Below are 20,124 nucleotides of genomic sequence, written 5' to 3'. Positions count from 1 at the left end.
CGGGGGTTCTTCATGGAGCCGTTAAATTAGTAACGGTCTTCGTTAGATACATTGACCTTGATTGAAGATTTGATCGAAGGATTGTCTTTGTACATGACAGTAACTTTAGCAGATCCTTTAATCAAGCCTGTAATTTTGCCGTTAGAAGATACTGTGACTACTGCAAGGTTGCTGCTGCTCCATTCCAGCTTGCCTTCTACGTCCGACAGAGTGATTTCCTCCGGAAATAACGTAAGGTAATGGACATCAAACAGGTCACGGGAGTTTTCTTTTCCCACACCAATATCAATGGAGTCGATTAATTTCAGGTCAGTCAAACGGGTTCCAACGGTTACCTCGAAGGTATCATCCACTGGATCTCCAGCAGGCGCTCCCAGGAGTGAGGCCCTCACAACCACTGGCTTATTGGGGGCTGTAATTGTCACTCCCGTCAGTTGGATACTCTTGGTGTCAGGTTCATGAATGATTGTGGCGTAGTTGAGGCCGTCGGCTTCCAGACTCCAATGATATTCGGCCGGATCTGCATTCACGGGAGCCTCTATAATTCTTAATGTAATCTGCCCACCAACATTCACCGAGTTCGGTCCACTAATGGTGATCTTCCGAACCGGATTAGGACGGTTGGTGAAGGTAACTGTACGTTCCTCTGGAGATGTCCCCTCTTGAAACTCCTTCGTTCTGGCAATAGCAACAAGAGTGACCTGGCCAGGATTCCTGGCTACCAGTGACGCATGATCATTTAGCGGATATGCAGGATCAACGGTAAGGGTTACTCCGGCTGTATTACTTCCTTCTTTTATCTTCCATTCGTATTGATGAACGGTATCGTCTACCGTTACATAGCTGGCCAAGTAGTCTGCCGTATCGCCTACGTATGCTGAAGCGGGGCCGCTAATATTAAGCTGTGGTGCCATAACTATAATATCAGCATTTGCTGTGAATATTTGCCCAGCAGCGTCTACGGCTGTTAGTCTAATGCTCGCCGTTCCTGGGGATGCTCCCCACACCACGCCTGTGCCGGAGATTGTAGCAACCTCCTGATTAAGAGATTCCCAAGTGAGGGTTGGAGTGCTTGCATCATCAGGAATGATTTTTTTCAGTAAGTCCATGTTAAGACTGGTGTTGATCCGTATGGTCGAACCCTCTAAGGTAAGGCCAGTCATCCTGACGTATGCGGTGAAACTTAATTCAGCAAAATGTAAAGTTATTCTTGCCGGAACCGGCGCTGGTGTCGGACTTGGCGTGGTTACAACAGTTGGTGTTGGAGTTGCAGTCGGTGCAGTTGTTACCACTGGGGTAGGGGGTGACGGTAACCCCGTTTCTCCAGTGAACTTCACATTCATTGGAGTCCCTCCTCCATCTAAAGAGGCTCCAATTAAGGTGCCATAGACTCTGCCATTATTAAATTCAATCGAAGCTCGAGGAGCGAGAACAGTACCTTCTATATCAATGGAATTTATCTTAAGTCTGGTTGCAGTATCTATGGTTCCATTGGTCTTATTATAAAAATTATAGATTACCTTAGTGCGCTGGAGTTCTAACTCACTATTAGTATATTTGTCGGCTCCCTTGCAGCTGTCCATACTATATTTGTAATCATCAATAGTCCTGTTACTTGAGCAGAAAACAAATGATGTGTTCTGTAAAACAGCATTCGCGCCTGTAACATTTAGAATAACTGTCGAACCTTTGGGAACGTCAATTCCGACTGTATTGGTAATACTCTGACCATCAATGGTGAATACATTGGTAGCATTCGTGCCCTTGAGCAAGGTTTCGCCCCAATTATATCTTGTGGACTGGCCATTGTCAGGGAGAGCGGCAAGAGCATCGGATTGTTCTTGCAGAAACTTGAACTCAGCAGCGAAGTCGACAGGGTTCCCCTGCTTCAATTCCCCTTTGATCGAAACATTGCTTGCAATCGTAGAAGTGCCTCCCACAACTACGTTGCCATTAACGGAATCGTTACTGAAATTCAAGTTACCGCCAACTACCAGTGCGTCAAGGGTATGCGGATCACCAGTGAAGGCACTGGCAATGCCGCTGCCGCTGGTAGTTACATCTCCTCCGGCAGCAATGGTTCCCTCTATTCCGCCAGTCCGGTTAATGTTCCCCCGGATGAATAGACTGAAATCCTTGGCTAATCCAAGCGGAGCCACTCTGACCACTTGTGTTGGAGCGGGAGTCTGGCTGAGTGGTGGAGCAGGTGTTGCTGTAGAACTTGCCGTGGCCGTAGTGCCTGGTGTTGCCGTTGCCAGGTCCTCCTGCTGTGAGTGCAGGTCCACGTAACTCAATTCAGAGTTATTCAAATTATAATCTGCTTTTTCAGTAGCTATTGCAGTAACGGTGAAAGTGATCCCCTCAGCTAAATCAGGCACATAAGTCAACCCGTCCGGTGATAGATGATAAGTGAAATTGCCCAGATTCTTGGTCAGGGTGTAGCCGGAATCCATATCACCGTTCTGAATGAAGCCTCCTGCAGACAGATCACTGAATTTCAGCTTGGCCGGGAATACCTCGGAATATTGAACATCCGAGATCACCGGCTTCTCAGCGCCTTGTAGGGCTGTATCTGCGCTGAGCGCTGGAATGGCATTGGGTCTCACTGTATATGTAATGGTAAGAGCTTCTCCCCGCTCCACCTTTTCCTTAGATAAGGATCTGCTGATGGATACATTGGCCTGTACTTTCTCCACATTGACCGTAATGATCCTGGAATCTAATGCCCCTTGTTTATCCTTGGCAGTAATTTCAATCTGCAGCTCGCCGTTCTCATGCAGGGGATTGTTGAAGGTATGAGTCACCGTCTCGCCTGACAGGACCGTCTTCTCCTTCATATCATCTACCTCTACATAGGTGCCGTTTTTCTTGTCGCCGACCCGTTTTCTGATTGTAATCTCTGTGGTTAGTTCTTTATCTTTGAGATCCAAGTCGGTAGCTGAATAGCTGACCGTGAGTTTGTCATGATAGGAAGGCTTTGTACTCATATCTTGCGGCGTAAACACCGTAATCTTCGGAGCATGGTTGGCGCCGATGAACGCACGGTACATGGTATTGACGAATAACTTCTGTTCCCAATCCGGGAAGCCCTTACTCGTATGTCCCGTACCGGAGAAGGTGATATTGCCGACAGAATAAGTATAAAAGTGATTATAACTATCATCCGTATCCCGTTCTGAACCTGAAATGTTGTACCAGGGAATGACATCAGCGCGTTCAAGATTGAGCGGGAAGAACTGGTCATGCGTAGTGGCAACGGTATACCGATTGGATTCATCACCGTCTTTATTCAGATTGAACGGGTATTGTGTCATAAGCCCCTGATTGACCGGAACAACCTTGGTGGATGGATAAATGGCGTTGCCGCCCAGATAAGTCCGGGGCAGGGCTTGTCCTACCATGTCATGGAAGTAATAGCTCCAGTAGTTCAAATTATTGGCGCTCTCTACATAAGGAGCATTAGCCTCTTGAAAAATAGTATCATGTGTCAGCATGAGACTCTGCTTCGTTTCTTCTGCAAAAGCTTTGACTGCTTGGGCAGCTGCTTCAGACAGCATGGGCGTAGCGGCCCGGTCATACATATCCAGAAACCCGAATACGACCATGTCAAAATTCCCGTTCAGCCCCGAAGTTTTATCAGAATCACTGGCATGTGCGGCTATGTAATTATTGAACCAGGCCATGTCGTGCGGCGTGATGATCAGCTCGTAGTAGTCTGGATTCTTCAAGTATGAAGCTTTCATATTCTTGGTGTTCAGCAGGTCACTTTCTGTCTTGCCGGCCGGCATAATCTGCAGAACCTTGATCTCCCGTTTCACACCCTCATACAAGATGTTTCCAGTATCGAAGTCCTTTAACCCGGTAAGGGTGCTTACCTCCATTCTCCAATACAGCGGCCCGGAGAAGGTAGAGGGCAGAGTATAGCTTAGGGTATCGGCACGAGAGGTTATTTCCTTGGTAGCTACCGCCGTATCTTCAGTAACAGGCAGAGAAGAATCGACATTCATATATAATTTGATGCGCACAGGTGTCGTGCCTGAGATGTTATCAATTTTGACCGGAAATTCCAGAGTGTCTCCAGATCTATAGACTGTGGAACGCTTATCACTATAATGTTCCGGTTTGTTGGTAATGGTGAGTCTGGGGCGCTGTTTAAGCGAGGCTAACTTAGACCAACTGCCATCTTTTATCGCAGCCGTAAGAGTGTTCAGTTCATTCAGGTTCTTCAGGAAAATTACATTGGGACGATTGGATGTACGGTAAGGGTTGAACGTTTCATATAGGACACCTTCCGTTCCGCTTCTGTTCTGCCCGATAAGGGTTTCCTCACGAAGGATAACATTTAAGCCCTTATTAATATAATAATCGGTGATCTCCTGAGCCTTGAGGCGGGTAAGGTCATTCTCGACATGGATAGTCTTATGAGCCGCCTTGCGCTGATCTTGGGTAGAGGTACCTTTGCTGTTAACCAGCTTCTTGCTGAATGCCCCGTTGCCGATATAGACAGCGTCGTATTTGCCGTCCCAATGATCACGCAGAGACACGAAGCGCTTCATGGTCATTGTATCAATCTTGACGTTGGTTAATCCCTGAAGATGATCCAGTTCGCTCTTAGGGTATGGGTCATTGGCATCCAGCGCTAAGCTTGCAGTGCTTGTGGGGTCGGTGATCTCCAGAATGCGGATAGTATAGGAAGGATCGACTGCGTTAACAGAGAGAACAAACGAATGGACAAATAAGGTGATTAGTAGAGCAGCGAATAGACTCCCCGTAACAAGAAACCATGTTCTCCGTCGGAATAATTTCATCCAGCATCTCCCCCGATAATAAAAAAATAATGATTGGCAGATTTATCGAAACTTTCGCAATAATTGTCCAGCTCCTGGAAATCGCAATTGTAAAAAAAACGGTTATGTGCTATATATCATTCTAGGACAAATTACCTCCATAGGCAATAATAACATATGAATAAATTACCTAAAATTTAAGCAATTAGAACTATAAAACCTGTTAATTTCCGGGAATTCATGTCTGTAACGCGCAAAGTCCTATATCTAATCGTTCGCTAGATTGTTTCGGAGAAATGGAAGTTTTCAGAGCTGGAGATGAGTGACTGTGCCAATTATAAAAAAGAGGCTGGGCGATCTGCTGGTAGATAACGGTATGATCTCACAGGACCAGCTGACGGAGGCGCTGGCTGAGCAGCGCAAAACCAAACGAAAGCTTGGGGACCTGCTGATCTCGCAGGGCTATATCACGGAGCAGCAGCTGATTGAGGTGTTGGAATTTCAGCTTGGCATCCCTCATGTAAGCTTGTTCAAATATCAGATTGATCCGGCCATTACGCAGATTATCCCGGAGAGTATGGCCAAACGCTATCAGGTGCTGCCGTTCATGAAGGAAGGCGGCAAGCTGATGGTTGCCATGGCTGATCCGCTGGACTATTTCGCTATTGAGGATTTGCGGATGAGTACCGGGTTCAGAATTGAACCGGCGATCTCCACCCGGGATGAACTTCAGCGGGCCATCGCCCGTCATTACGGGATGCGTGACTCTATGAGCCAGATGATGGTAGAACTGCCCACCCAGGAAGAAATCGAAGAGACTGAGATTACCGATGAGGATTCGCCTATAGTCCGGCTGGTCAATCAGATGATTCAGCAGGCCGTGGCCTTACGTGCTTCCGACATCCACGTGGACCCGGGCGAGAATAATCTCTCCATCCGTTACCGGATCGACGGAACGCTGCGGACAGAGCGTGTAATTCCCAAGCAAATGCAGGGCTTCATCACAGCCAGACTGAAGATCATGGCCAAGCTGAACATTGCAGAGCGGAGGCTGCCGCAGGACGGGCGCATCAAGATGCAGTTCGATTACAAAATGGTCGATATCCGCGTATCCTCACTGCCGACCATGCACGGGGAGAAAATTGTACTCCGGCTGCTGGATCTCAGCACTGGCGTCAAATCCGTGGACAGTCTTGGCTTCAGCGAGTCGAATGCTGCCGTTTTTAAAGAGATGATTGCCAGACCATACGGGATTTTGTTGATTACCGGACCAACGGGAAGCGGCAAAACCACAACCTTATACTCGGCGCTGAACCAATTAAATGTGGAGAGCACCAATATTATAACGGTTGAAGATCCGGTGGAGTATCAGCTCGAGGGCGTCAACCAGGTTCATGTGAATGCTGCGGTAGGCCTCACCTTCGCCGCAGGCTTGCGTTCGATTCTCCGTCAGGACCCCAATATCGTAATGGTAGGGGAGATCCGCGATACGGAGACGGCGGAGATTGCCGTCAGGGCGTCTCTAACCGGACATCTTGTTCTCTCGACACTTCATACCAATGATGCAATCAGCACGATATCACGCCTCAGAGATATGGGTGTTGAGCCCTATCTGATTGCATCCTCCCTGATAGGCGTGGTTGCCCAGCGGCTTGTGCGTAAAATATGCCCGGACTGCAAAGAAAAGTACAAGCCGTCCGAGCAGGAAGCGATCATGCTGCGGAAATACGGCCTGCCTGCAGACAGCCTGCACCGTGGACGGGGCTGCGGCAGCTGTAGTACTACAGGTTACCGCGGACGGATTGCCATTCATGAAGTTCTGACGATTGATGACTCTATGCGTCAATTGATCACCGGTCTGGCATCTGTAGATGAGTTGAAGGCTGCCGCCCGGGAGCGCGGGCTTGTTCAGTTAATGGAAGACGGCTTCCTCAAGGTTACCCAAGGAACCACGACGCTCCAAGAGGTGCTGCGGGAGACGGTATCCCAATAAAGAAGACTTAACTTAAGCAGACCAAACGTTAAGGAGGATAGCCCATGACGACATTCAAGAGAGACATCATACAGCTGCTCCATATGGCCTATACCTCCAAAGCCTCCGACTTACATATCTCTGTAGGCTCTGCGCCGGTAATACGCATTGACGGGATTCTACATCCGGTTGAAGGTGAGACGGTCACATCCACGGAATCACTGGCCATGGCAGAGGTGCTTATGGGGGAGCGGAATAACAGTATTTTCGATGAGAAGGGTGAGATGGACTTCTCTTACCCGCTTGATAATGGGGTGCGCTACAGAGTTAACGTATACCGCCAGCGGAGTGGTGTAAGCATTGCGGCCCGGTCTATTCCAGCCGGGATTCCATCCCTGGAGCAGTTATCTATGCCTCCTATTCTGGCAGCTTTGGCCAAGAAGCCGCAGGGTCTGATCCTGGTGACGGGGCCTACAGGGAGCGGCAAGTCCTCCACACTGGCAGCGATGATTCATTCCATCAACCAATCCGAGAGCAAACATATTGTGACGCTTGAGGACCCTATTGAATTCCTGCATAACCATGGCAAATGCCTTGTGGATCAACGTGAAGTGGGGAGTGATACAAGCAGCTTCGCCAGCGGGCTCCGGGCGGCACTGCGCCAGGACCCTGATGTCATCCTGGTAGGAGAAATGCGGGACCTGGAGACGATCTCGGCGGCTGTTACTGCTGCTGAGACTGGACATTTAGTATTAGCAACGTTACATACGACAGATGCGCCGCAGACGATTGACCGGATTATCGACGCTTTTCCAGGCCATCAGCAGAATCAGATCCGTTCCCAGCTGGCTTCGGTGATGCTGGCTGTAGTCAGCCAGCGCTTATTCCCGAGAGCTTCGGGCCGCGGACGGCTATGCGCAACGGAGATTCTGGTGAATACGCCGGCGGTTGCCAATCTGATCCGGACGGAGAAGACGCATCAATTGAAGAATGTCATGCAGACCGGCAAGGCGCTGGGTATGCATACACTGGAGATGAACATCCGGGAACATCTTGCGGGAGGGCTTATACATCCTGCTGCGGCCAAAGCGTATATGAGTGAGGTGAACAGCTGATGGCCTTGTTCGAGTATCAGGTCAAAACAGCGGCGGGACGGCCGATCAAAGGCAAGCTTACCGCTACAGATAAGCCCGCCGCCATGGATGAACTCCGCAAACGCGGTCTGACTGTGTTCTCTCTGGTCGAACGTAAAACCTCCATTCTACAGATGGATATCTACATAGGCAATCCGGTCAAGACCATTCATTTCATTATCTACTGCCGCCAGTTCGCCACACTGATGCGTGCCGGGGTATCCATCGTAGATGCTACGCGGATTCTGGCAGAGCAGACGGACAGCAAGCCGCTGCGCAAGGCGCTGCAGGATGTGGGTTCGAGTCTGCTAAGGGGTATTTCCTTCTCTCAGGCGGTACAGGATCACAAGCGGATCTTCCCGCCGCTGTTTGTCAGCATGATCCGTGCGGGTGAGGAATCCGGGAATATGGAGGGAACCCTGGAGCGGCTGGCGGTGTTTTTTGAGAAGCAGCATACAACGACTGAAAAAATAAAATCGGCGCTGACCTACCCGATAACCGTCGGGGTGATGGCGGTCGGAGCGGTAGTCTACCTGTTATGGGCCATTGTGCCGCAGTTTGTTACCATGTTTGAATCAATGAATGCGGAGCTTCCTGCAATTACTAAGCTGGTACTCGCCCTCAGCAAGAGTATTCAGGGCCAGTGGTATTTCTGGATCTTTGGAGTACTCCTCTTAGTGGTTGCCTATCAAATAACCAAACGTACGGAGAAAGGTTCATATGCTCTCGATTATGCGAAGCTGAAGGTTCCGGTGTTCGGGAAACTCAATCAGAAAGGGTCGATTGCGCAGTTTACCAGAACATTCTCGTCTCTCTATGCCAGTTCAGTGCCGATCCTCCAATCGCTAGCCATTGTAGAGGAAGTGGCAGGCAATAAGGTAATCGGGCGTTACATCCGGAGTGCAAGTGATTCTCTCAGGCAGGGGAATCCGCTGTCCGATCCGCTCAAGAAGGCATGGGTATTCCCTCCGCTGGTGACACAAATGATTGCGATCGGTGAAGAGACAGGGGCGCTGGATACGATGCTGTCGAAGGTCGCTGACTTCTATGAGATGGATGTGGAAAATACGGTCGACCGGCTGAAATCACTGTTAGAACCTATCTTAATTGCTTTTTTGGCAGGGGTAGTTGGTGTAATCGTAGCCGCTATCATGCTGCCGATGTTCAGTCTGTACGGTAATATGTGAACCTTGCGGTTCCTGGCAACTATTGAGAGGGGTGACGACGGAAAGGCGGCGCGGGAGCTGCTGCAGGAAGATAGCACGCAGGATGAAATTTCTGTCGGACCATCACACACTACTAAATTCAAGGGGGACACGAGATGTTGGCACAAGCGATTAAGAGAAGACTTAGTAAGGAAGAGAGTCAGAAGGGATTTACGCTGATTGAGCTGTTGGCGGTTATTGTTATTTTGGGGATTATTGCGGTTATTGCGATACCTATGATCAGTGGGATTCTAAATAAATCCCGTAATGACGCAGATGTAGCCACAGCAAATCAGATTTATAATGCAGCGCGTCTATATATTACGTCAGAATTAAATGGTGATTTTTCAAATGATAGTACCGGAACAACAAAAACAATTACTGTTAAAGTTTTGCAAGATACAGGGTATTTGGAAGCTTCATTATATTTGCCAAGCACAAAAGCAGCAATTGAAAATACTAGTAAAGTTGTATTCGCTAGTGGGGTTTTACAAAGTGTAAATCTAAACAGTAAAGCGTATTCAGCTGCAGCAGTTCTAAGAGCAGCACCAACACCAACTCCAGTAGCAGCAGGTTCATAAGATAATATCTTTTATGACAAAAAGGAATCGGAACCATTCCGATTCCTTTTTTAAAATCCCCGAAAGGGACATCAACCAACTATGACCATATTTATCGCAATCTATATAACTCTATTAGGCCTGACGCTAGGCTCTTTTTTCAACGTAGTAGGGCTGCGCATTCCGGCAGGAGAATCTTTGCTACATCCGCCTTCGAAATGTCCCAAGTGCGGGACACGGCTTACGCCACTGGATCTGATTCCGGTTCTGAGCTATTTGTTATCGGGAGGGAAATGCCGCCATTGCGGGACCCGGGTGTCACCTGTGTATCCGCTTGGAGAAGCGGTGACAGGGCTACTATTTCTGGTGATGTATCTGAAATTTGGCCTTACCCTTGAGGGAGTCACCGGGCTGCTGCTGGTTAGTCTGGCGGTCATAATCACGGTCTCTGACTTGAGATATATGCTGATTCCTGACAAGGTCCTGTTATTCTTTACTCCGGTATTTCTGGTGCTGGTTCTCTTCGTGCCGGAAGCCCGGCTATGGGATCATTTGCTAGGTGCGCTGAGTGGCGGAGGGGTTCTCCTGCTGCTGGCCCTCTTCGGGGGCATGGGGATGGGGGATGTTAAGCTGTTCGCCTTGCTTGGCTGGATCATCGGCTGGCCTAACGTTATTGTGGCATTCTTTATGGCTTGTGCGCTGGGGGCTTCCGTTGGCGGTATACTGCAGGTGCTGGGCAGAGTAGAGCGCAAACAGCCTGTTCCGTTCGGGCCTTTTCTGGCTCTGGGCGCCATCCTGTCCTTGTTGTTCGGCCCGGACATCATCGGCGCATATCTTTCGTTTATCGGTTAGGGGGAGCATCATCGGATGAGGGGATTAGGTCAGCATGCGGTCGGGATTTCCATTGAGGAATCCGCCATCCGCTGCGTCAGCTTGAAGAAGCATAAAACATGGGAAGTACGCAAGAAAAAGGCCCTTCCGCTACAGCCGGGTATGATTGTCGAGAATCAGATTGCAGACGGTGAGTCGCTGCTCGATATCCTTAAGCCCTGGGTGAAAAAACAAGGCCTTCGCGGAGTCAAGGTATCCTTGGCTATTCCGCCTGCTCAAATTATTATCCGCAAAATGAGTATTCCCAGCACGAATGAGAAGCAACTGGAGCAGCTTGTGAAGCTGGAGGTAGAAACAGGTCTGCATCTGCCTTTTGAGAATCCGGTGTACGATTATGTAACTACAAGCGCCGATGAGAATCAGAGCCATCTGCTCGTATTTGCTGCGCCGCGCAAGCCGATTCAGGATTATATTGATACTCTGGAGGCTGCAGGCCTGCGTGTCGGAAGCATCGAGATTTCCGCTACAGCCTTAGCCCGGAGTATCATGCTGAGTCAAGGTGAAGCCTTTACAGAAACAATGCTGATCCATCTGGAACAGTCACTGATGGACATCTACATGTTCCGTGAAGGGAATCCGGTCTTTATCCGGACGATCAATGTTGCCGATCTGCAAGCGGGCAGGACGGAACCGGCGGTCATTCCGGTACAGGGAGAGATGGAATACAGGTTGGAGGCAGCCGCAACGCATGAGAGTGCGGAGGAGCACCTGTCACCGGAGCAGATGCTGGAGATTACAGCGGAAATCTCACGGATGCTGAATTTCTACCAGTACAGTCTTCATGACGGAAGTACACGAATCAGTAATATTCTGATCACAGGGACACCGGGTATACGCGGTCAGCTCTATGAGGAGCTAAGCCAGTCTTTAGCCGAACAGGAGATTATTCCGTTAAGCCTGGATCAGCTGGAAGCCGCTGCGGCGGGAAGCCAGAATCAGCAGTTGAACAGCTACCGGATTGCCACAGGAGCTGCCTTAGGCTGTGGCGGGAAGCACATCAATCTGTTGCCGCGTGAAGACCGTGAAGCTATGCTGTTTCCTTATTTGGCTATAGCACTCGTGGGAATTTGGCTGCTGGGTATAGTGGGGACCGGAATCTTGTATGCAGCGAATAAGGGACAGATCCGTGATCAGTCTGAGCTAATACAGGGTCTGCAGGACCGGAATGCAATGCTTCAATTAGAGCTGGCCAAGGCCAATACTGGCGGTTCAGGTAAGCTTGACCGAAGCGCAGCGGTTGATGAGATTCTAAAGTATAAACAGGAACTTGTTCCTATATTAAATGAACTGGCGTCCGGACTGCCGAAGGGGGCTTCATTTAATGGTGTAGGCTATACATTCCACAATGCTATTGATCTGACAGTGAAGTTGCCCAGAATGGAGGATGCTGCCGAATATCTGGCTGAATTGCGCAAAATGTCCTTCACGGTGGATGTCTTCATTCAGAAGCTATCCGAAGGAGATATGGCTGGAAATACGCAATCCCCAGCAACTCTGACGAGGTTCTACACCGCTGTGTATCACGTGAATTTAGCCCGAGATGTGCAGCAGGATGCTGAAGTATCTAACCTGGGGGAGGCGGATGAGAGTGGAACAAATCAATAAATATCGTTCGCCTATTGTGTTGGGTGTTCTTGTCCTGTTCCTGCTGCTGTTCGCGTTCTTCCTGCTAGGGTTCCAGCCTACAAACAACAAGATCGCCGAGCAGGAATCACAGAAGGCACAGCTGGAGCAGCAAAACAGCCTTATGCAGAATAAAATTGACGAGCTGAAAAGCTCTACGGTGAATGGTGATGCTCAGGATGCGCTGCTGGATCAGCTCCCGCGTGGTGACGATAGTGAGCAGCTTATCCTGGATTTACGTGCCATTGGAACAATGACCAATGCCAGACTGAAGGATATCGGCTTTGTGCTTGAAGACAGCAATCCCCTCCAGGTAACGACTCATTCCTCTGCAGCGGTGTTTCCTGCTGTGAAGGAAGTGAAGATGACCGCACTGGTGGAAGGAACGTATTCTAATGTCCGAAGCTGGATGAACGAATTGCAGCTCCTGCCCCGGATCATTAATGTAGATGCGTTCAGCTTTCAGCACTCCAGCAATTCCGGAAATATCATATCAGCCAGTATTACTTTCACAGCGTACTACGAGAAGTCACCGGATACTTCACCCTGAAAATGGGAAATAATCCTTTTAAAAGTCTTATATTTGCCCATATAATCCCATTTACCCAGCTCCGCTCCCCATTTCCCCGGGAATCGGAGTTTTTTTACGCATTTCCCCCTTTTTCCGTTTACACCCCGGGGTGGTTTGGGTATTTTAGCTTACGGGCTATCGTAAGTTATATAGTACTTATCGCAGCAGTGTGGGGAGAGGCATCCCTCTAACTAGCAAACAGGAATATGAGGAGGCGTTCAATTTGAACAAAAAATGGCTGATCGGTTCACTGGCATTATCACTGGGTCTTGTCTCTGCAGGGGGCGGAGCACTTGCGGCTTCACCGGTGGCAAGCATTGAGGGAGTAAGAACGGTTGCAGCATCTGTACCGGGCAAGGAAGGGCCGGCTACCATTAACAACCTTACCGTCCGGAGTGTGGTTCCGCTGGTGGTTCATGCCAAGAAGCTATATACGTATGCAAGCCGGGGCGGCAACGTATTCAGCCCTGAGCTGTTCACTTATAAAGCACAGGAGTACCGCTATCTGTCCAGTGACCTTGGCACGAAGCAGCAGCTGATGAGCTATATCAAGAAAGCGTACACACATAACGCGGCAGTCTTCTATGCACAGACGCAGTTCCTGGAGTATAACGGCAGAATGGCACAGGTGAATGCGGATCTGGGCAATTCACTGGATTACAGCCAGGCTACTGCCCGCATGGTCTCCAAAAACGCACAAACAGCGGTATTCGAGCTGACTGTACCTGCTGAAGGAGGAAATGGGGCTTCGGAAGTCGTAACGGTGAAGCTGAAGAAGGTAAGCGGCTATTGGAGAATTGATATGTCGCCGGATACTCTTTTCTAGAGGAGCCAACTCAGGTTCGATCCAGCATCTCACAGAAACGGCTGTGCCATCCTTGTTACAAGGGCGGCACAGCCGTTTCTATTTGTCAGGGTTTCACTGGCCTTTTACTCCATCCTCGACCAGCTGTCTGCGCGGGGATTCAGGCAGAGTAGATTTGCTCATCCCGCCGCGGTTGACAGCGATGACGCGTTTCTGGGCGTAGTAGACATCACGGGAGAGCTTTTTTCGCTCCGCCGCTTTGCCGTCAACATAGCGGGTAATATAAGTTTCAACTACATAGCCGGTTTTGCCGGCAAGCAGGACCCTGGTTCCACCCTTGGGGAGCGAGGCATCGCTCACATATTTGTCCGTAGGAGGAAGGACCTCAACAGTCCGGGATTCAACGGAATACGAGACATTCTTCGGAAACGTTCCAAACAGCTTGATGGTCAGCGTGCGCCCTTTGACTTCGGATTTGATGATCAGCGTTTTGCCGGTGTTGTTGCGGAAGCGGAAATTGATATACCCCTCGGCAAAAGTGGCATCCTGCCCCTTCGGCAGATAGCTCACCGGGAGGGAATGATTGCGCCGTTCTACGATCTCCAGCCCGGAGCGGAGCGCCACGTTATACAGGGTGCTGGAGACCTGGCAGATCCCCCCGCCCGTACCGGGCTGGAGCTTGCCGTTGACAATGACCGGGGCTTCGCGGAAGCCGTATTCGGTCTGGGCCTTCTGAATGGCCTTGCCATAATCAAAAACCGCATTCGGCGGCAGCACCGTACCGTTCACCGCTTTGGCCGCCGCCTCCACATTGAAGCTGCGCCCGGGGCCGCTGGCTCCGAGTGAAGTGCTGAACTGGGCGATCTTGCGTTCGATGCCCTGATCCTTCAGGAATTGCAGGGTAATCTTCGGTTGCTTCACGGTTAAAGGGACCTCCAGCAGAATGCGCTGCTCCTGAAGTGCGCCGGTACCGGCCATCCGGGTGGGCAAGGCTGCCTGAAGTGCAAGCTCCATCGCCTGCCAGTCCACCGCATACGAGGAGGTGCCCGGTGTATACACTACACGGTCATCTCCGGTGATCCGCCGCACAGCATCGACGGGAACACCGAAGGTCTCTTGTTCCCATGCCGGATTCAGCAGGCTCTTCAGCGGTGCGGTGTCCAGATGAATCTCCATATTCCAGCTGCCGGGCCAGTGGCGCCGGACTTGTACCCGCTCCAGCAGCGTGCCGTCGGTCAGCGTCTTCGCAGCGCGCAGGAAATCCCGGGCATCGTACGTCACGCCTGCCTGCTTCAGTGTCAGGTGCAGCTTCGTATTCTCCCCTGCCTTCAGGTCAAGAGGAATAGCCTCCAGCGCCTGAAGCTTTGTGTCCAATCCGGCTTGTACGTCGGCAATGTTCAGTCCGCCAACCTCCCAGCCGGCGATAACGGTGCTTGCAGGAAGGGTGCGCTGGGTGCCGTATAGATGAAGCCCTCCGGCTGCGAGCGAGCCGGCGAGAATCAGTCCGAATCCCGCGATGAGGGCGGCGTGTGCTTTTTTCATAGGCAATCTCTCCTTCTGTGGGACGGATTTGCGCTGGAGCTTGCTGGCGCAGGCCACGGACAATAACGCTTAAGGGACAAATAGAAATGCCGATAGATAAGGGTAGAAGCTAGGACGAAGACTCATGTTTTTATGTATATGTAAGGAATCGGTAAAACTTTCGGGTACTCAAGGGGTTATGGATTTGTTACAATAGATACGCCTGCGGTAATAATGCAGTTTATGGAAGCTCCGCGCTCGGGTAGCCCGGCGGAAGATGTCAGAATCGGGAAGTGATAAGATGATCGAGATGCAGGATGTATGGAAGACGTATCCTAACGGAACCCATGCATTACAAGGAATATCCGTCAAAATCGACCGAAATGAGTTCGTCTACATTGTCGGACCGTCCGGCGCAGGTAAATCAACGTTCATGAAATTAATTTATAGAGAAGAGACGCCGACCAAAGGACAAATCTCTGTAGGGGGGTTCAATATCGGCAAGCTGAAGCCCCGCAAGATTCCGTATGTGCGGCGTAATATCGGCGTGGTGTTTCAGGATTTCCGCCTGCTGCCGAAGATGACGGCTTATGAGAATGTCGCTTTTGCCATGGAGGTTATCGAGGCGCCGAAGAAGGTTATCAAGAAACGTGTGAATGAAGTGCTCGATCTGGTGGGACTGCGCAGCAAGGCGGGGCGTGAGCCCTCACAGCTCTCAGGGGGAGAGCAGCAGCGAATCGCTATTGCCAGAGCTATTGTCAACAATCCTTCCGTTATTATTGCGGACGAGCCTACCGGTAATCTGGACCCGGAGACCTCGTGGGGCATTATGCAGCTGCTGGATGAGATTAATTTCCGCGGAACCACAATCGTTATGGCGACCCATAACAGGGATATTGTCAACAAAATGCGCAAACGGGTGCTTGCCATTGAGGATGGAACGATCGTCAGAGACCAAGTGAGAGGGGAATACGGTTATGAGTTTTAAAACCTTCTTGCGGCATGTGCGGGAAGGCTTCAAAAACGTATTCCGCAACGGCTGGATGTCGGTGGCTTCCATCACGTCCATCGTTGTCTCTCTTTTCGTACTCGGAGTGTTCATCCTACTGGTGCTCAACGTCAATCAGGTAGCGGACAAAGCAGACAGCCAGGTGCAGATCAATGTGCATCTGACGCTGAATACGGATCAGAAGATGCGGGAGAAGCTGGAAAACGAAATCGGCGGTATGCCGGAAGTCAGCAAGGTGGAGTTCGTCTCCAAGGAACAGGGCTTGAAGGAATTCCGTGAAGATATGGGGCCGGATGCGGCCGAGCTTCTGGAAGGATTCGACGAAGACAATAATCCGCTGCCGGACAAGCTGCTCGTAGAGGTGATCGAGCCGACCACCGTTCCGTTCGTAGCAGAGAAGATAGAAGCACTGAACAAGACCCATACAGAGCAGCCGATCTACAAGGTGAATTATGGCAAAGGCTCCGTGGAGACGTTGTTTAAGGTGACGAAGGCTGTGCGCAATATCGGGTTTATTTTTGTAGCAGGTCTGGCGCTGATGTCCATGTTCCTGATCTCGAATACGATCCGGGTAACGATTCTTGCCCGCCGTAAGGAAATCGGCATTATGAAGCTCGTGGGAGCGACGAATTATTTTATCCGCTGGCCGTTTTTTATTGAAGGGGCACTGATCGGGCTGATCGGCTCGCTGGTTACTTCGGTTGCGCTGTACGTTGGCTATAGCAGTCTCGTGTCTTCCGTGAAGGGAGATCCGATGCTGGGGCTGCAGCTGATTCCGTTTGGAGATATCTGGCTGCTGCTGTGCGGACTGCTGGTGGGTCTCGGCGTATTGATCGGGGTGTGGGGAAGTACCGTATCGATCCGCAAATTCTTGAAGGTATAGCTTAATATAATTCACATTTGAACAAAGGACGGGGAGTGCGAGTTGAAGAAGATTGTCGCCGGAATAGCCGTAATCTTGCTGGCTGCCACAATGTTCGGGCCCTCTGACGGATATGCGAAGAAAACAAGTGTTGCCGAGATTGACAAGCAGCTGAAGCAGCTGCAGCAGGAGGTCAAGGCGGCCAAAGCCGCGCAGGAGAAGGCGGATTCCCGCAATCAGGAAGCCCAGCACTATAAGAATAAGACCACGCTGAATCTGGATTATGTGCTGGGGCAGATTGAACAGGTGAAGGGCGAGATGACCACGATTTCCGGCAAAATTGCCAGCACGGAGCAGTCGCTTACCGTGACGGCAACGGAGCTTGACGAGGCAGAGGCACGTGTGGCCTCCCGCGAAAAGCTGCTGGAATCCCGTGTCCGCCTCATGTACACGGATGGCGCGGTCTCCTATCTGGATGTGCTGCTGTCTTCGACCAGCTTCTCGGATTTCCTGGACCGGGCCGATTCCCTGAAGATGATCGTGGATCAGGATCAGGATCTGCTGGTGCAGCATAAGCTGGACAAGCAGACGGTCATTGCCAAGAAACAGGAGCTGGAAGGCCGGTATGCCACGGCGAAGCAGCTGTATACCGATCTGGAATCCCAGCGCAGCCTGCTGAAGGAGAAGGAAGCGGAGAAGCAGCAGCTCATCGCTTATTATGATGAAGAGATTCAAGAGTCGGAGATCATATCCGCAGAACAGGATGCCAAGCTGGTGCAGCTCGCCACCAACCGCTCTGCCCTGGAAGCGAAGAAGGATAAGATCAAGGCAGAGGAGGCGGCACGCAAAGCAGCCGCAGCCAAAGCTGAGGCGGCCCGCCGGGCGGCAGCAGCTGCAGCGCGGGCATCGGCTGCCGCCAAGGCTGCCAAGTCTGCGGGCGGCAGTGACCGATCCTCCATCGCCAGCGCAGAGGAATATTCGGGCGGGGACGGGCCGTACCTGCGGCCGGTTGGCTTCGCACGTATCTCCTCGCCTTTTGGTTACCGGACGCATCCGGTGACGCATCAAGTCGGTAAGCTGCACACCGGTGTGGACTTCGCAGTGCCGCAGGGAACGAATATCCATGCGGCGGATTCCGGTACGGTTATCGTAGCGGAGTGGTACAGCGGTTATGGTTATTGTGTCATTATTGATCATGGCGGCGGGGTATGGACGCTGTACGGACACATCCGTCAGGGCGGCATCCGAGTGAAACAGGGAGAACGGGTGGAGCGCGGACAGACGATTGCCGAATCCGGCTCAACCGGACGCTCAACCGGCCCGCATCTGCATTTTGAAGTGCGGATTAACGGCAAACCGGTGAATCCAATGCCTTATCTGTAAATTTAAGCTCTATATAGATTGAACTTGAAAATATACAGACAGGGAAAAGTGGCGGAGGAGAATTTTGGAACTGTAGGAGCGATAGCGTCCGCCTTTGTCACCGGATTTCTACCGCTACTAGCGGTCTAAAATCAAGGAATCTGGGGACGGGCAGCGGCCGGAGGGCCAAATGTTCACCGCAGTGACGACGAAGCTTCAAGTTTAAAACTTAAGTGCGTTTTATATATAATAAATATAATTTCATTCTGCGGCATATACTGGAAGAGATGCCGTTTCTTAAGGAACGGGCCCATGCTGGTGATAAGATGGACAAGAAGGGACGGTGGGAACATCATGTTAAAGAAAAGCACTGCGGCCTTTATGATCGTCGCGGCACTGCTGTGCGGCAGCCTGCTGACCCTGGGCGTAACCGGTTATGTGCAGGTCTTCGGACAAGCGGCAGGCCAAGGGCTGGCCACAGTCCTGCAGACTGCCGGGCTACAGGAGAAGGAATCGAAGAAGCTTGGTACCGCCCTCAGCCTGATCGAGAGCAATTATTATGAGAAGGTGGACCGGGAGAAGCTGATTGACGGTGCGGTCAACGGAATGATGGAAGCACTCGGTGACCCGTACTCCAACTATATGGGCAAGGAGACCGCAGAGCGATTTGAGGAGAGCATCGAAGGCTCCTTCTCGGGGATCGGCGCTGAAGTCTCTTCGGACAACGGCAAGGTCGTTGTGGTCTCACCGATCAAAGGCTCACCGGCAGAGAAGGCCGGTATTCAGGCCAAGGATGTTATCCTCTCCGTTAACGATGAATCGCTTGAAGGGCTGGAGCTGAATGCGGCTGTTGCCAAAATCCGCGGTCCGAAGGGAAGCAAGGCAACCCTGAAGATCCAGCGTACCGGCACAGCGGAGCCGCTGCAATTTGTCATTACCCGTGATGATGTCAGACTGGAGACAGTCTACTCCACGATGGAGAAGGACAAAGTCGGCGTTATCGAGGTTACGCAATTCTCGCAGAACACCTCTGAGCGGTTCAAGGAAGAGCTGACCAAGCTGGAGAAGCAAGGCATGAAGGGACTCGTCATTGATGTCCGGAATGACCCGGGCGGTGTGCTGCCGGTTGTGATTGAGATGGTAGAGCAGTTCGTGCCGTCCGGCAAAGCCATCGTGCAGGTGGAAGACAAGAACAAGCGGCGTGAAGTCAGCACCTCCAAGGGATCAAGCAAGAAATACCCGATAGTGGTGCTGATGAACAAGGGCAGCGCGAGTGCTTCGGAGATCATGGCAGGAGCCTTGCAGCAATCCGCAGGAGCTAAGCTGATCGGAGAGAACTCGTTCGGCAAAGGGACTGTCCAGACCAGCTTCGAGGAGCAGCTCGGGGACGGAAGCCTGCTGAAGATTACGATAGCCAAATGGCTTACCCCTGACGGCACCTGGATTCACGGCAAGGGCATTAAGCCGGATATCGCGGTTGCCCAGCCGGATTACTTCTCGGTGGCACCGATCAATAAGAGCGTGACGCTGCAATACAATATGAACAATGCAGATGTCAAAAGCGCGCAGACCATGCTGGATGGACTGGGCTACAAGCCAGGCCGCAAGGACGGCTACTTCGATGCCGGTACCAAAGAGGCGGTCAAGAAATTCCAGAGCGCAGCGAAGCTGAAGACGACAGGCTCGATTGACACCAAGACCGCAGAAGCACTGGAGCTGGCGCTGATCAAGGTCATTCAAGATCCGGTGAACGACAATCAGCGGAATAAAGGGATCGAAGAAATTCAGAAGGAAATCAAGGCGGCAGCGTCGAAAAAGTAAGA

14 protein-coding genes are annotated in these 20,124 nt (G+C 51.1%); 12 read left to right on the top strand and 2 right to left on the bottom strand.

Annotated elements, in window-relative coordinates; genetic code table 11:
- Positions 1-26: 26 nt before the first annotated feature.
- Positions 27-4,808 (bottom strand): collagen-binding domain-containing protein, encoded by a 4,782-nt coding sequence (locus KDC22_RS30350; protein ID WP_211721331.1) that lies wholly within the window; start codon positions 4,806-4,808, stop codon positions 27-29.
- Between the two features lie 307 nt (positions 4,809-5,115).
- Between KDC22_RS30350 and KDC22_RS30345 the strand changes: the two genes are divergently transcribed.
- The 8 genes from KDC22_RS30345 (at position 5,116) to KDC22_RS30310 (ending at position 13,568) form a co-directional block, all read left to right on the top strand.
- Positions 5,116-6,780, top strand: coding sequence for a GspE/PulE family protein (locus KDC22_RS30345; RefSeq protein WP_211721330.1), 1,665 nt, complete (start codon positions 5,116-5,118; stop codon positions 6,778-6,780).
- 44 nt (positions 6,781-6,824) lie between these two features.
- On the top strand, positions 6,825-7,874 hold the full coding sequence (locus KDC22_RS30340; RefSeq protein WP_211721329.1) for a type IV pilus twitching motility protein PilT: 1,050 nt from the start codon (positions 6,825-6,827) through the stop codon (positions 7,872-7,874).
- Positions 7,874-9,079 carry a type II secretion system F family protein gene (locus KDC22_RS30335; protein ID WP_211721328.1) on the top strand — a complete coding sequence of 402 codons (1,206 nt, stop codon included), beginning with the start codon at positions 7,874-7,876 and terminating at the stop codon, positions 9,077-9,079. The genes KDC22_RS30340 and KDC22_RS30335 overlap by 1 nt, the downstream gene beginning before the upstream one ends.
- Positions 9,080-9,213: 134 nt before the next feature.
- On the top strand, positions 9,214-9,678 hold the full coding sequence (locus KDC22_RS30330) for a type II secretion system protein (RefSeq protein ID WP_246553114.1): 465 nt from the start codon (positions 9,214-9,216) through the stop codon (positions 9,676-9,678).
- Between the two features lie 81 nt (positions 9,679-9,759).
- Complete coding sequence (locus tag KDC22_RS30325) at positions 9,760-10,509, top strand: prepilin peptidase (protein ID WP_211721327.1); 750 nt, start codon at positions 9,760-9,762, stop codon at positions 10,507-10,509.
- A 15-nt stretch (positions 10,510-10,524) separates the two neighbouring features.
- On the top strand, positions 10,525-12,153 hold the full coding sequence (pilM, locus tag KDC22_RS30320; protein ID WP_211721326.1) for a pilus assembly protein PilM: 1,629 nt from the start codon (positions 10,525-10,527) through the stop codon (positions 12,151-12,153).
- Positions 12,137-12,721, top strand: a complete 585-nt coding sequence (gene pilO / locus KDC22_RS30315) for a type 4a pilus biogenesis protein PilO (protein WP_211721325.1) — start codon at positions 12,137-12,139, stop codon at positions 12,719-12,721. Before pilM ends, pilO begins: the two co-directional genes overlap by 17 nt.
- Positions 12,722-12,965: 244 nt before the next feature.
- On the top strand, positions 12,966-13,568 hold the full coding sequence (locus KDC22_RS30310) for a DL-endopeptidase inhibitor IseA family protein (RefSeq protein ID WP_211721324.1): 603 nt from the start codon (positions 12,966-12,968) through the stop codon (positions 13,566-13,568).
- 93 nt (positions 13,569-13,661) lie between these two features.
- Here KDC22_RS30310 and KDC22_RS30305 read toward each other — a convergent pair whose 3' ends face one another.
- The gene (locus KDC22_RS30305) at positions 13,662-15,089 is read right to left on the bottom strand and encodes a VanW family protein (protein ID WP_211721323.1); all 1,428 of its coding nucleotides are present in this window, start codon (positions 15,087-15,089) and stop codon (positions 13,662-13,664) included.
- Positions 15,090-15,369: 280 nt separating this feature from the next.
- Between KDC22_RS30305 and ftsE the strand changes: the two genes are divergently transcribed.
- The 4 genes from ftsE (at position 15,370) to KDC22_RS30285 (ending at position 20,122) form a co-directional block, all read left to right on the top strand.
- Entirely contained in the window at positions 15,370-16,056 is a 687-nt protein-coding gene (ftsE, locus tag KDC22_RS30300) for a cell division ATP-binding protein FtsE (protein WP_173136219.1), read from the top strand.
- Positions 16,046-16,960 (top strand): permease-like cell division protein FtsX, encoded by a 915-nt coding sequence (gene ftsX, locus KDC22_RS30295; RefSeq protein ID WP_211721322.1) that lies wholly within the window; start codon positions 16,046-16,048, stop codon positions 16,958-16,960. Before ftsE ends, ftsX begins: the two co-directional genes overlap by 11 nt.
- A gap of 42 nt (positions 16,961-17,002) precedes the next feature.
- Positions 17,003-18,322, top strand: coding sequence for a murein hydrolase activator EnvC family protein (locus tag KDC22_RS30290; protein WP_211721321.1), 1,320 nt, complete (start codon positions 17,003-17,005; stop codon positions 18,320-18,322).
- Positions 18,323-18,655: 333 nt separating this feature from the next.
- A complete protein-coding gene (locus tag KDC22_RS30285) occupies positions 18,656-20,122 on the top strand; it encodes a S41 family peptidase (RefSeq protein ID WP_211721320.1) in 1,467 nt (488 codons plus the stop codon).
- Positions 20,123-20,124 lie beyond the last annotated feature (2 nt).

The sequence above is a fragment of the Paenibacillus tritici genome, from assembly GCF_018207515.1.
GTDB lineage: Bacteria > Bacillota > Bacilli > Paenibacillales > Paenibacillaceae > Paenibacillus_AQ > Paenibacillus_AQ tritici.
This window is presented reverse-complemented; position numbering and strand designations above follow the sequence as displayed.

What these genes read in the sequence shown, in the direction of transcription:
- KDC22_RS30305 (WP_211721323.1), bottom strand. Translation starts at nt 15,089, where the DNA reads ATGAAAAAAGCACACGCCGCCCTCATCGCGGGATTCGGACTGATTCTC.
- ftsX (WP_211721322.1), top strand. Translation starts at nt 16,046, where the DNA reads ATGAGTTTTAAAACCTTCTTGCGGCATGTGCGGGAAGGCTTCAAAAAC.
- KDC22_RS30325 (WP_211721327.1), top strand. Translation starts at nt 9,760, where the DNA reads ATGACCATATTTATCGCAATCTATATAACTCTATTAGGCCTGACGCTA.
- KDC22_RS30340 (WP_211721329.1), top strand. Translation starts at nt 6,825, where the DNA reads ATGACGACATTCAAGAGAGACATCATACAGCTGCTCCATATGGCCTAT.
- pilM (WP_211721326.1), top strand. Translation starts at nt 10,525, where the DNA reads ATGAGGGGATTAGGTCAGCATGCGGTCGGGATTTCCATTGAGGAATCC.
- KDC22_RS30335 (WP_211721328.1), top strand. Translation starts at nt 7,874, where the DNA reads ATGGCCTTGTTCGAGTATCAGGTCAAAACAGCGGCGGGACGGCCGATC.
- KDC22_RS30350 (WP_211721331.1), bottom strand. Translation starts at nt 4,808, where the DNA reads ATGAAATTATTCCGACGGAGAACATGGTTTCTTGTTACGGGGAGTCTA.
- KDC22_RS30330 (WP_246553114.1), top strand. Translation starts at nt 9,214, where the DNA reads ATGTTGGCACAAGCGATTAAGAGAAGACTTAGTAAGGAAGAGAGTCAG.
- ftsE (WP_173136219.1), top strand. Translation starts at nt 15,370, where the DNA reads ATGATCGAGATGCAGGATGTATGGAAGACGTATCCTAACGGAACCCAT.
- KDC22_RS30285 (WP_211721320.1), top strand. Translation starts at nt 18,656, where the DNA reads ATGTTAAAGAAAAGCACTGCGGCCTTTATGATCGTCGCGGCACTGCTG.